6 protein-coding genes are annotated in these 14,937 nt (G+C 35.7%); all 6 read left to right on the top strand.

What is annotated here, in order from left to right:
- The first annotated feature begins 143 nt into the window (after positions 1-143).
- The 6 genes from C1A06_RS04075 (at position 144) to C1A06_RS04050 (ending at position 14,933) form a co-directional block, all read left to right on the top strand.
- Positions 144-4,313 (top strand): hybrid sensor histidine kinase/response regulator transcription factor, encoded by a 4,170-nt coding sequence (locus C1A06_RS04075; RefSeq protein ID WP_101688964.1) that lies wholly within the window; start codon positions 144-146, stop codon positions 4,311-4,313.
- Positions 4,314-4,434: 121 nt separating this feature from the next.
- Positions 4,435-6,717: an alpha-N-acetylglucosaminidase gene (locus C1A06_RS04070; RefSeq protein ID WP_101688963.1), complete on the top strand. Its 2,283-nt coding sequence runs from the start codon at positions 4,435-4,437 to the stop codon at positions 6,715-6,717.
- A gap of 18 nt (positions 6,718-6,735) precedes the next feature.
- Complete coding sequence (locus C1A06_RS04065; RefSeq protein WP_101688962.1) at positions 6,736-7,812, top strand: acyltransferase family protein; 1,077 nt, start codon at positions 6,736-6,738, stop codon at positions 7,810-7,812.
- A 62-nt stretch (positions 7,813-7,874) separates the two neighbouring features.
- Complete coding sequence (locus C1A06_RS04060; RefSeq protein WP_101688961.1) at positions 7,875-10,853, top strand: SusC/RagA family TonB-linked outer membrane protein; 2,979 nt, start codon at positions 7,875-7,877, stop codon at positions 10,851-10,853.
- Positions 10,854-10,870: 17 nt separating this feature from the next.
- The gene (locus C1A06_RS04055) at positions 10,871-12,547 is read left to right on the top strand and encodes a RagB/SusD family nutrient uptake outer membrane protein (protein WP_101688960.1); all 1,677 of its coding nucleotides are present in this window, start codon (positions 10,871-10,873) and stop codon (positions 12,545-12,547) included.
- An 88-nt stretch (positions 12,548-12,635) separates the two neighbouring features.
- A complete protein-coding gene (locus tag C1A06_RS04050) occupies positions 12,636-14,933 on the top strand; it encodes a GH92 family glycosyl hydrolase (protein WP_101688959.1) in 2,298 nt (765 codons plus the stop codon).
- Positions 14,934-14,937: the final 4 nt, after the last annotated feature.

Raw genomic sequence — 14,937 nt, 5'->3', positions numbered from 1 at the left:
TTTGGAGAAAGCGGTAACTTTAAAATAAGTTGATTATAGTACGTGTAATCTGCATGGTATACAGCGTTTGTATTATAAACTATGTCATATTTTGAAATTATGAGTATATTTGTCTGTCTCTATACTTTGACAATATCATCCTAATGAAAAATATTCTGTTAATTTTATTATCTATAAGCTTTATTTCTCTACGAAGTGCAGAGATTCCTTATCCCTTCTCAGCTTATAATTATACTTATTTAACGAATGATGCGGGCTTACCTCATAACTTTGTTGATGATATAGTAAAAGACTCCCAAGGTTATATATGGTTTGCTACGCACAATGGCTTGTCAAGATACGATGGTTATAAGTTTCTAACATTTACGACAACAACAAATCCCATTGCATTAAAAAGTAACTATGTAAATAAAATTTGTGAAGATAATTTCAATAGGTTGTGGATAGCTTCGGAAGGAGGTATTGATATCATTGATATGAATAAATATTGTAACATTGATATCAAAACGAGACACAATGATGTATTAGAGGATATATTTAGCTCTAATGTTCGATCTGTTTATAAAGACAGAAAAGGTGATATGTGGATTTCTGCTAATAATACGCTTTATTGCCTCGAGTTTGATGAGAAAGGGCAAATTTCAGAATATTATTGTCTCGATAAAGGAGTGTGTGAACGCCCCGTTTTAGCTATAAGCGATCTGGGGTGGGCAATCTGTGCAGGAATAAATAATTCTTTAGTTCGTATAGATAAGCGTAAAGAAAATATTTTGAAAATTTCGCCAGTGTCTAAACTTGTAGATGCTTACTTTGAAGATTGGGTTATTCATTGTCTACAGCTTGATGGTGAACTGCTTTGGGTAGGTACAAATAGAGGGCTTTTTCGCTACGATCATTTTAATCAGGAGATAAAAAGGTATGGGGCCTCATCGAAACGTAAAGAGGGTATGATAAGTCAGTCACATATAACTGATATCAAATTGGACGAGTCAGGAAATCTTTTTATAGCTACTTTAAAAGGACTGAATATATATAATAGAGATAGCGATAATTTCTCGTTTATTGAAAGCGATGACGAAAATCTGGGGATGACTTTGAACTGCAATTTTGTGAATTGTCTGATGAGTGATGAAAACTGTTTATGGGTGGGGACAGAAATTGGAGGTGTCAATTTGTTGACAAGAGGCCGCCTGACTACACGTATATGGAAACACAGTCGAAGAACAGAGAGTTCGATATCTGCTAATGCTGTAAATGCAATTTGTGAAGATAGACAAGGTAATTTATGGGTTGGTACTGTTGAAGGTGGATTGAACTTGAAACGTAAAGGACAGGATACTTTCGAGCATTTCGTATCAGAGTCAAAAGATCAGACAACTATAAGCCATAATTCGGTCAGTGGTATTTTGTTGGATAAAGAAAATCAACTTTGGGTATATACTTGGGGAGGTAGTATTAACAAGCTTGATTTGAATGTGGCAAATAACAGAAAATTCAAAAGATATAAACCTAAAGCTGAAAGCGTAGAATTAAATTTTGTGTCAAGTGCCTGCGAGGACACAATTAATAATGGTATCTGGTTCGGTACTACTGAAGGTCTACATTTTTATGATAAAAAAACTGATGCTTTTCAGAAAGTAAAGTTTAATCATCCAAACAATCGATTTGAAACTATGAATTCTTTGCTTATTGATAGAAAGAATAAGCTTTGGGTTGGTACGTCTGAGGGGCTTTTTATTATTGATCTTTTCTCGTTTGCACGAAGTCGTATACACTTCGATTATAATCATATTAAACATAAACTTTCAGATCCGTCTTATCTTGTTGCCGATAAAATAAACTGTATCATAGAAGATAGTGAAGGAATAATATGGATAGGAACTAATGGTAATGGCCTATACAAAATGATTGCAAACTCAAAAGGAGAGTATAAATTTGAAAATTATAAGATCGAGAATGGATTACCTGATAACAATATTATAGGAATAGTAGAAGATGGTTTAGGCTCGTTATGGTTATCTTCAGATAAAGGAGTTGCATTGCTGGATAAGAAAAATATGGTTTTTAGCAATTTTACAAAATACGACGGCCTTTTAACAAATCAATTCTATTGGAATGCATATTTATATTCAAGTACTGAAGATATGGTTTATTTTGGTAACACTGTAGGACTAGTTGCAATCAAACCTAATTTAGCAAGAAACTATAATTATGAAACTATAAAGGTATCACTTACAGGGCTAAGTGTTCTTGGTGAAAATATATATCCAGGAGATGATGGATATATAAGTCAATCTATAAGTTCTTCGACCGAACTGCATTTTCATGAAAGCGATAGAGCTATTAAGATTGATTTCTCGGCAAAAAAATATGATTATATAACACAGATTCGTTATACTTATCGTCTGAAAGGGCATGATGAGGAATGGACAGAAACTAAAGTTGGCGAGAACTCGGCTACTTATACATCTTTACCATCCGGTAGTTATGTTTTTCAAGTGCGAGCTACGAATAATCAAGGTTATTGGTCTGATAATATCACTGAAATAACTTTTAATGTTAAGCCATATTTTTATAAATCATGGTGGTTTATATCAATTGTTTTATTCCTAGTAGTTGTAATGACTTACTTGTTATACAAGAGAAAAACAAGACAATATAGAGAGCAACAGATAAAATTAGAGAAAATTGTTAAAGAACGGACTTCGGAGATTGCGAGTCAAAATTTGAAATTGATTGAAGTTAGTCGGAAATTGGCACACTCTACCGAAGAGAAGATATCATTCTTTACACATTTGGTGCATGAATTCCGTACACCAGTAACATTGATTCATGGTCCTTTGGAAAAAGCTATTAAGCAAACTGAAAAATCTGATGTAAAGGAGAATTTAATTATAGCAGAAAGAAACTCAAAGTATCTGTTGACATTGGTAAATGAACTGATGGATTTTCGCAAGCTTGATTCGGATTTTGTTAAGCTAGATATAGGTTGTCAAAATATACAGGAATTCTTTGAGTATATTTTAATGCCATTTTATGCCTATGCGCGAGAACGAAAAATTGAATTTAGAACATTTTATAGATTATCGAATCCTTATGTTTGTCTAGATTATAGTTATATACGAAAGGTAATTGTAAATCTAGTCTCGAATGCCATAAAAGCCACACCCCATAAAGGTAAAGTCTGTGTATATGTTGCTGAGTTAAACTCTGAGGATCAAGATAAGCAACTTTATATTTGTGTTCGAGATACAGGTATCGGTATTCCTGAAGATGATATTGAAAAAGTCTTCGATCAGTTTTACCAATCAAAAAATAAGAATAAGCATGCCGAATTGTGGCAAAATAGTACGGGAGTAGGTCTATATTCGTGTGAGAAAATTATAAAACTGCATGGAGGTAATATAAAAGCTAGAAATAATCAAGGTGGTGGTGTGTCTCTGAGGGTATTAGTTCCATATGTTGTAGGTCAACCGATAGAGGCTGAAGTTGGCGTGAACGACATATTGTCGCAAGTCACAAATGATACGCAGACTTCAATCTCATCTAAAGAAACAATTTTGGTTGTGGATGATAATCCGGATATGAGGTCTTATATAAAATCTCTTTTACAGACACATTATCGTATACGCGAGGCTCAAGATGGAGCTGAAGCTTTGTCGATTATTCAAACGCAGAAAATAGATTTGATATTGAGTGATCTGATGATGCCAGTGATGGATGGGATTGAGCTGTCGCGACAAGTGAAGCAGAATATTTCGATTTCTCATATTCCATTCCTTATCCTAACAGCAGTTGCATCAGAAGAACAAAAGAAAATAAGTTATCAAATAGGAGTAGATGCTTATTTATCAAAACCGTTCGACGAAGAAATATTGTTGTTAAGAATTCAGAATATATTGAGTGCTCGTAAGAAGTATAAAGCTCAGTTCTCATTGACAATGAATACAGATGATCTTGGAATCGAAACAGAATCAAAAGATCAGAAATTTGTCCAAACAGCCCTTTCTCTTATGAGTACGAATTATGGTAACTCTGATTACGATCTTGATTCGTTCGTAAAAGATATGGGTTATAGTAAAACACTTGTCAATAAGAAAATGCAAGATTTGACTGGACAATCGATCGGTCAGTTTATGCGAAACTATCGTTTAAATATAGCTCAAGAAATACTCAAGAATTTAGCCGATAAAGAGCAAATTAACATTTCGGAGGTTGCATATAAAGTTGGATTTAACGATCCGAAATACTTTACACGCTGCTTCAAAGAATATACAGGAGTGCTACCTAGCACTCTTCTAGCTAAGAAATAAAGGGAGGTTTACTATTGTCCTCCCTTTGTGATCGATTTTCCCCCTCTCGGTCGAAACCTTAATATATCTTAGCGGTAGTTAACAATTAGGTATACAAATAATAAAACTAAGAATAGCTACCATGAAATTAAAATTACTGTTAATCTCACTTATCCTTTTAGTGTTTTCAACAGCCTCGATGGCTAATCCTATTTTGGGATTATTGGAACGTATAGATGAAGGTGCATCTAAGAAATTTAAAATCGAATTAAAAAAAGGAGATCAAGACTTTTTCGAACTTGACCAATCTGGTAAACGAGTTGTTATTAGAGGTAACTCATATGTAAATATAGCAACCGGTCTAAATTGGTATTTGAAATACTATGCCGGAGTACATTTGTCGTGGAATGGTATGAAAGCCGATCTTCCTGAGGTACTACCGGCTGTAACCAAGAAAGAACGTCGTGAAACCGATCTAGGTCTAAGATATAATTTCAATTATTGTACTTACTCATATACAATGGCGTTTTGGGATTGGAAACGTTGGGAGCAGGAAATTGACTGGATGGCTCTTCACGGAATCAATCTTCCATTGGCGGTAGTAGGCCAAGAGTGTGTTTGGTTTAATATGCTTAAAAAATTAGGTTATTCGAAAGATGAAATTAATAAGTTTATATCAGGTCCCGCTTTCTTTGCATGGTGGGCAATGAATAATCTAGAGGGTTGGGGTGGTCCCAATCCCGATTCGTGGTATACACAGCAAGAAGCTTTACAAAAGAAGATTCTGAAACGTATGCGCGAGTATAATATAGAACCTGTTTTTCCTGGATATTCGGGTATGGTTCCTCATGATGCAAACGAAAAACTTGGTTTGAATGTCGAAGGATCTGGTATTTGGAACGGATATGTTCGTCCAGCATTCTTGATGCCAACTGACGAACGTTTCAGCGAAATAGCTGCATTATATTATCAGGAACTTGAAGCACTTTACGGAAAAGCAAATTATTATTCGATGGACCCATTTCATGAGAGTAAAGCTGGTAACGAAATTGACTTCGATGCTTCAGGAAAAGCTATTATGGATGCCATGAAAAAAGTAAATCCTAAAGCTACTTGGGTTATACAAGGATGGACAGAAAATCCGCGTCCTGCAATGATCGAGAAAATGAAAGCAGGAGATCTTTTGATCTTGGATCTTTTCTCAGAATGTCGTCCTATGTGGGGGATGGAGTCAATCTGGAAACGTGATAAAGGTTATGAGCAACACGATTGGGTATTTTGTATGTTATTGAACTTCGGTGGAAATGTCGGACTTCATGGTCGTATGGATCAATTATTAGACAACTTCTATCAAACAAAAACGAATCCGTTAGCAGCAAATCTAAAAGGGGTAGGCCTTTCGATGGAAGGGATTGAAAACAACCCGATCATGGTAGAAATGATGATGGAACTTCCTTGGAGACCGGAAAAATTTACAAAAGAAGAGTGGGTCAAAAACTATGCCTTTGCTCGCTATGGAGTGAAAGATCCAAAGATTGAAGAGGCTTGGTTGTTATTGGCCGAAACAATATATAATTGTCCGGTAGGAAACAATCAACAAGGTCCTAATGAATCTATTTTCTGTGGTCGTCCTTCATTGAATAATTTCCAAGTATCTAGCTGGTCTAAAATGGATAATTATTACGATCCTACTGTAACAGAGAAAGCTGCACGCCTGCTTGTTGAAGTGGCTGATAAATACAGAGGTAACAACAACTTCGAATTTGATCTGATAGATATTGTACGCCAGTCTATTGCCGACAGAGGACGTATTGTGTATAACTATACAATAGCTGACTTTAAGAGCTACGATAGAGCAAGCTTTAAAAAGAACTCTCAAGAGTTTTTAGATTTACTATTGTTGCAAGATAAACTTCTGGGAACACGTAGCGAATTCCGTGTTGGAACATGGACAGAAAGTGCTCGTAGCTTGGGTAATACGAAAGAAGAAAAAGATTTGTACGAATGGAATGCTCGTGTGCAAATCACCACATGGGGTAACCGAGTAGCCGCAAATGATGGGAAATTAAGAGACTATGCACACAAAGAGTGGAATGGTATACTTAAAGACTTCTATTACAAGCGTTGGAGTAGATTCTGGGAGGTAATGGAGGCTGAATTGAACGGTAAACCTATCGTAGAATCAAAATACTATTTTAAACGCTGGAGCGACTACTGGAGAAATCTGGAACAAAAAGAACAAGATTCAGAGTACGAAACAGAAAGTACGACCGAAACTAAGAAAGTGGCTAAAAAAGCAGAAGAAGTTATAGACTTTTATGCTATGGAAGAACCTTGGACTCTGGAAACTGAAACATACTCGTCTAAACCTGAAGGTGACTGTGTAGATACCGCTAAAGAAGTTTTCCGAAAAGCTTTCAAATAAGAATAAGAAGCTAATACCATGACTGAGAAAAAACGTTTGCTATCGCTGGATATTCTGCGAGGTATTACCGTCGCAGGTATGATTCTTGTAAATAACTCGGGAGGGAAATATACATTCGAGCCGCTGAAACATGCGGCTTGGAATGGACTCACTCCTTGTGATTTGGTTTTCCCTTTTTTCCTATTCATTATGGGAATTTCAACATTCATTTCGCTCAATAAATTCAACTTCGAGGCATCGTCTCAAGTTGTAGGTAAAATACTAAAGCGAACGCTTATTATTTTGCTTATTGGCTGGGGAATTAGCTGGTTTTCTCAAGCATTGAATGGTAATTTCTTTCCTTATGATACATTACGTCTGACTGGTGTAATGCCACGGATTGCTCTTTGTTATGGTGTTGTATCTCTTATCGCTTTATTTGTTAATCATAAGCATTTGATTAAACTAATTGTAGGGTTACTGATTGGTTATAGTGCGATCGTTTTGTTGGGTAATGGTTATGCTAATGACGAAACAAACATTTTGGCAATCATTGACCGCAATTTGATCGGTTTCTCTCACTTGTATCAGAAAACAGCAGTTGATCCTGAAGGTGTAACCAGTACTCTAGCTGCAATAGCTCATACGTTGATAGGGTTCTGTTGTGGATCGTTGATTATCCGGGTTAAAGATGTTGATCAAAAGGTTCTTCATCTATTTTTAGTAGGGTTTATATTAATGGCTTTGGGCTGGTTACTTAGCTACTCAATGCCTTTCAATAAACGTATTTGGTCCCCAAGCTTTACTTTAATGACTTGTGGTGGAGCTTCTTCTTTATTAGCAGCATTAATGTACTTGATTGATATAAAGAAAAAAGAAAAATGGAGTAAAGTCTTTTTAATTTTTGGAGTGAATCCATTATTCCTTTATGTAGCAAGTGAATTACTGGCTATTGCCCTTTCGAAATTCAAAATCAAACATGCTATCTATGAAAACATAAACCTAATTATCACAAATCCTTATTGGGCTTCAGCTCTATATGCTATTTTGTTTACAGCATTGTTGGGCGTTGCCGGATATGTCCTCTACAAAAAAAGAATATATATTAAAATCTGAGATAAGTCAGATTATTTCTTATGTCATCAATTAAATAATTATTTAAATCTAAACTTAATTCTATGTTTAAAGTGCAAATTCACACAGGAAAGATAGTCAAACGCTTTTCTATCTTTACATTTTTACTTTTATGTAGTACATTGACATTTGCTCAAATTAAGGTTTCAGGTAACGTAACTAGCGCTACCGACGGAGAAACTTTGATTGGTGTTGGTGTAATAGAAAAAGGTACAACAAACGGAACGGTTACCGATCTGGATGGCAACTTTCAATTAGAAGTTGCTTCTGGAAGTACTCTACAATTTTCTTATGTTGGCTTTATTGCTCAGGAAGCCAAAGCTACAAGTACTATGAATATCGTATTGAAGGAAAACGATAAAGTACTTGACGAAGTTGTTGTCATTGGTTATGGTAAAATGACACGTAAAGACGTTACAAGTTCTATTACAACTATTAAAGCGGATGATCTGAATAAAGGTGGAGTTTATACATCTCCAGGCCAGATGCTACAAGGAAAGGTGCCGGGGATGACCGTTACTACAAGTAGTAATCCAACAGCTACACCATCAGTAACACTTCGTGGTGCATCTACGTTCCGTTCAGGAGAAGCTCAAGAACCATATTATGTTATCGATGGTATTCCAGGTGCTTCGATTGCATTAGTTGCTCCAGATGATATTGAATCTATTGATGTATTGCGTGATGCTTCGGCAACTGCTATTTATGGATCGAAGGCTGCAAATGGTGTTATTATAGTAACAACAAAAAAAGGTAATAAAGGAGGAACAACTGTTACTTATAATGGTTATCTGGCAATAGACGAAGTTACTAAACGTTGGGATGTGATGAGTGCTAAAGAACACCGTCAATTCCTAAGCGATAATGGACTATCATTACACTCGGCTGATTATATTGATAATACAACAAATACTGATTGGCAAGATGAGGTACAACGTACTGGTATTTCGCACAATCACAATATTTCAATCTCAGGAGCTAATGAAAGCACAAACTATAATGTAAGCTTGAACTACATGGATAATCAAGGTATTATGAAGAATAGCTCATTAGATCGCCTTATTGGACGTGCAACTCTTAATACTAAGACTCTTAAGAATAGATTAGATCTAGGTTTAAGCTTCAATACAAGTATTACAAATAGTAAATATATTCAAGACGCAGGCCAAGGGTTGAGCGTTTTGAATGCAATGACTTATTATCTACCAGAATCGCCTGTATATAATACTGATGGTAGTTTCTTCGAAAACTTAGATCGTACACAATACTTTAATCCAGTAGCTTTGCTTAAACAAAATTCGGATGATGTACGTCGTAAACGTATGCAAGGTGTAGCTAAAGCAACATTGCATATTATACCAGAGATTTTGACTTTAGATGCAAATATGTCTTATCAAAGCGATACTGAGGAAATTAGTAGATATAACGATATAGAATCGATGGTAAATCGTAATTCAGGTGGATTTGCTCTTAGAAATTCGAATGAGGATATCAATAAGAACTTGGAAATTTATGCAAACTTCAATCAAATATATAAAGAAGTTCATAAAGTAGGTGCAATGGTTGGATATTCATGGCAAGAAAATAGTTTTGATAATGGATTTCAATCAACAGCTAGAGGTTTTACTAATAACGAATTAGGATACCATGGTATGGTAAACGCTAATGATGAATCAAGAATTGATTATGGTGATTTTTATTATGCATCTCTTCGAATGATCTCATTCTTTGGACGTGTAAATTATTCATACAATAGTAAATACCTATTCCAAGCAACGCTTCGTTATGATGGATCTTCTGCATTTGGAGAGAATAATAGATGGGGAACATTTCCTTCAGCTTCATTGGCTTGGCGTATGAGCGAAGAACCATTCATTAAGAATTTAAATATTTTTGATGACTTGAAACTTCGTGTTGGATATGGAGTAAGTGGTAACTCTCTTGGATTTGACCCATTCATTGCACGTGTATTATATGGCAAAACAGGAACCTATATAAATTCTTTAGGAGAAACAGCGAGTTCTCTTGGTGCTACAAGAAATGCTAATCCTAATTTGAAATGGGAGCGTACAGCTATGTTTAATATTGGGTTTGATCTAGGTTTCTTCAATAATAGATTGACTGCTACAATTGAGTATTATGACAAACGTACGACAGATTTGATTGCTGACTATGCAGTTAGTACAACAAAATATCCATATGGAGTAATGACTGCTAACGTAGGAGAAATTAGTAATAAAGGGGTTGAGCTAACCATAAATGCTACACCTATTGCAACAAAAGACTTTACATGGAATACATCATTGAATGTATCGCACAACAAGAATGAGGTTGTAAGTATCTCTAACGATAGCTTTGCTGCTGATTATTTTGATGAAGCGAATCTAGATGGAGCAGGTACTTCTGGTGTTCGTCAACAACGTATTCAAGCAGGTAAACCACTTGGCTCTTTCTATACTTGGAAATGGGCTGGCTATTCAGAAAATGGAGAATCACTATTTTATACAAAAGATGGTGAAACGACATTAACACCAACCAATGATGATCGTTTTTGGGCAGGAAATGCACAACCTAAAGTGAATTTTGGATGGAACAATACATTGAACTATAAAAATTGGTCGTTGACTATGTTCTTTACAGGAGTGATGGGTAACAAAATAATGAATGCTACAAAAGCTAATTTGAGCCGTATTGCAGAAGTTACACAACGTAATATCTTAAGCAGTGCTGCTAAAACAGAACGTATCGGAGATAAAGGCGCTAGTTATTTTTCAGATCGCTATGTTGAGAAAGGAGATTATCTACGACTATCTAGTTTGTCAATAGGTTATACATTTAATAATTTTTCAGACTATATAAAAAATCTACGTATTTATGCTTCATGTAATAATGTGTTTGTCTTAACAGGCTACGATGGTTTGGACCCGGAAATTAATATGGGTGGACTAACTCCAGGTATTGATGATAAAAACTTTTATCCTAAGACTCGTACATTTATGTTTGGTGCAAGTTTAACATTCTAAAATTAAATAGTAAGGTTATGATATACAATAATATAAGAAAAATTACTTTAGCATTAATTGCAGCTTTATGTATGATGAGTTGTACAGATTTGGATGTTGATGTTGAATCTCGTTATACAGATGAAAACTTTCCAACTACTGATGCAGATATGGAAGCGGTATGTGGTCCTGCATACTCTAAATTCCGGCCAGGATACGGACGTTGGTATTGGTTGATGACTACAGCGACAACCGATGAAGGTACAATGGCTGTAAATGGGCCAAACTGGTATGATAATGGTAAATATGGAGAAATGAGCCTTCATACATGGCATCCAAATAGTGAGATTGTAACATTAAACTGGGATAATTTATTTAGTTGTATTTCTGAATGTAATCAGATTCTCTCTATGTTAGAGAAAGCTCCAGAAATAGATGCTAAACCTCGTTATATTGCGGAAGTACGTACTATGCGTGCATTGTATTATTACTGGATGATGGATAACTATGGAGACCTACCTATTATTGATAAAATAGGTATCGATACTCCAGATCGTTCTCCTCGAAAAGACGTTGCTGAATTTATAGTAAAAGAGTTAGAGGAGTCTTATTCAGCACTTACTGATGTTGTAGATGGAACAACTTATGCTAAGCCAACAAAATATATGGCTGATGCTTTGTTAGCAAAGTTGTATCTTAATTGGGCTGTATATTCTATTGATGATGTAGCAAATTATGAACCATCAAATGATAACCCAAATCTAGATAAAGCAATTGCTCATTGTGATAATATTATTAATAGTAAAAAATATGATTTAAGTGATCCTTGGTTAGATAGATTTAAAGATACTAATGGTCCACAAATAAAAGACTTCATTTATGCTTTTGCTTATGAATGGACAACAGATAGATATGATTGGGATGGAATTACTCATTTCCGTTTTTGGGGACATAAATTCTTCGAGAATACATTTAATCTGAAGAAGAAGCCAAGTGGAGTTATGCGTGCAAATCCTGAATTTTTGGATATCTATAATCTTGAAGGTGATGTAAGAAATAATATCTGGAGAGGTGGACTTCAATATAATGAAAAAAGTGGAGAGCCTTTTATTTATGAAGTTTCAAAACGCTCTCATGATGCTTATTATGCTGGGGCAGACTTTGAGGCAAAGATCAAGTGGCATTTTGAATTGACAAGAGAGCTTGTTATAAGAGGTAAGAATGACGCTGAAAAAGCTGATAATCTCCGTCGCCTAGACTTAGGTAACGATGAGTTAGGTTTAGCTATGGGGTATAGAAATGTTAAATTTTATCCAACAGCTGAAAGTACAGTGCATCCACAAAGTAATGATATGCCAATATTCAGATATGCTGATGTTTTATTGATGAAAGCTGAAGCTATTTTGCGTGGCGGTAAATCTACATTAGGTGAAACTCCTATTTCTCTTGTAAATAAGGTTAGAACTGCTGCTGAAGCTCCACAAGTAACGGCGGTAACATTAGACGAAATATGCGATGAGCGTGCTCGTGAACTAGCTGATGAATACTGGCGTCGTAATGACTTGATCCGTTTTGGTAAATTCGAAAACGATTGGGGATTGAAAAAGGCGTCATTAGGTACTGCTAATACAGACAAATATCGTCGTGTATTCCCTGTGCCTGTTACAGTAATGCAAAAAAATATTCATTGGGAACAAACTAAAGGTTACAAATAATTAATTAAGTAGGAGGGGAGGGAGACTTCCTCTCCTACTATATACTTTCCGAAAGGATAAGAGAAAATATAAATATTTACATAGTTCTATGGCAAAAAAGAATGTCTACATACTATTAATTCTAGGTTTATTCTGCTCGTGTAATAATACTGCAGATAATGAATTATTGCACCAATATGTGGATACACGTATTGGTACAGCTCCGAGTGTGACAAAAACCGCAGGTGTTTTTGGTAAAAAGACTGAAGAATTTGGTCAAACTTTACCCGCAGTTTTAGAACCAAATGGTATGAATTTCTGGACACCTCAGACTCAGGATACGGAGCGTAAGTGTAAAGCTCCATATTATTACCGAGATTCTTTGTTTCAGGGATTTCGTAATTCGCACTGGATTGTAGGAGGTTGTACGCAAGACTATGGATCAATGACATTGATGCCATTATCAGGTGATTTAAAATGCCAGCCATTAGAACGTGCTAGTTTATTCTCTCACGATAAAGAAATTGCAACACCATCATATTATTCAGCGTATCTGGAAGATTATGCTATTAAAGCAGAGATGACGGGACGTTCACGTTCTGCTATTTTTAGATTCACGTATGATAATGATGGGATAGGTCATTTAGTTGTAAATCCGAACAGTGATGAAGGTGAAGGATTTATCGAGATCGATACGCTTCGTAAAGAAATAAGGGGGTATAACCCTGTTCACAGAATATATCAAGGATGGGGAGAACCTGCCGGATATAATGGATACTTCATAGTATCTTATCAGAATGAAATAGATGGATTTGGAACATTTCAGGGAGATAGTATTTTCCCGGGACAAACCTCTATATCTAAACAAGAAAAAATCGGAGCTTATATTAGCTTCAAAGTAAATAAAGGCGAAAAGTTTTTGTTTAAAGCTGCGTCTTCATTTACAAATCTAAGTGGAGTTCAGAAAAATTTGCAAGAAGAAATTCCTCATTGGGATTTTGAGAAAGTACGTGCAGAATTATCGGTTATTTGGGAAAAGCAACTAGGGGCAATACAAGTAGAAACTGATAATAATGACGATAAAGAAAAATTTTATGGAGCATTTTATCGTGCTTCATTTCTTCCTCGTACATTCAATGATATAGATGGAAGTTACCCTAGCTTCTCGAAAGGATCGCCTATAAGAAAGGTTGGTCAGGGAGAAACTTATTATGAAGATTATAGCATGTGGGATACTTATCGTGCATTACACCCACTGATCAATATATTGAGTCCGAACAAAGCCGGGAATATGATGCAGTCGTTGGTCGACAAATACGATCAAGGAGGCTGGTTACCTATCTTCCCTTGTTGGAATAGTTATACCGCTGCTATGATAGGCGATCATTGTATCTCGGTTATAGGTGATGCTTATGTAAAAGGAATCAGAAATTTTGATATTGACAAAGCTTACGAAGGTATGCGTAGGAATGCTTTTGAATCACCGGAATCATATGAAGATTATAAGAATGGTATGGGGCGTAGAGCTTTAAAATCGTATTTGAAATATGGTTATATTCCACTCGAAGATGAAGTCAAAGAAGCATTTCATACAAATGAACAAGCTTCGCGTACATTCGAATATGCATACGATGATTATGTGTTGGCTCAAATTGCAAAAATGTTAGGTAAAACTGAAGATTATGAGGAACTAATGAGGCGTTCGAAAAATTATAAGAATGTGATTGATCCTTCTACTGGCTATGCACAAGGGCGTAAAGCTAATGGTGAATTTTTGAAAGAGGATAATGCATTCAGTTTTACTAAGTTTATTACAGAAGGTGCTCCTTGCCATTATACATGGTATGCTCCGCATGATGTATATGGCCTGATGGATGCAATGGGCGGAAAAGATAAATACGCTTCAAAACTTGACTCAATGTTCAGTGAAGGACGTTATTGGCACGGGAATGAGCCTTGTCACCAAGTCGCATTCATGTTCAATTATGCTGGACAACCATGGAAAACACAGCGTGAAGTAAGACATATAATGGATACTGAATACCTGAATGTACCGGGAGGATTATCAGGTAATGATGATGCCGGACAAATGTCTGCTTGGTATATGTTTGCTGCTATGGGATTCTATCCAGTATGTCCAGGAACGCCATATTATATGATATCGAGCCCATCTTTTTCAAGTATGACAATCAATCTGGAGAATGGAAAGAAGTTCAAGATTCTAGCTCATGGTGCTTCAAGTACAAATATCTATATCCAGTCAGCTAAATTGAACGGAGAAGAATATGATAAAAATTATATTTCACACGATGATATAATGTCTGGAGGAACATTCGAATTTGTGATGGGAGCTGAGCCCAACACAAAATGGGCTTCGTCAACCAAAAGTTGTTTACCAATAAATTGAATGG

Origin of the sequence: Dysgonomonas massiliensis (assembly GCF_900240225.1) — a bacterium.
Lineage (GTDB): Bacteria > Bacteroidota > Bacteroidia > Bacteroidales > Dysgonomonadaceae > Dysgonomonas > Dysgonomonas massiliensis.
The sequence above is the reverse complement of the archived record's forward strand: the minus strand, read 5'-3'. Positions and strand labels throughout refer to the sequence as shown.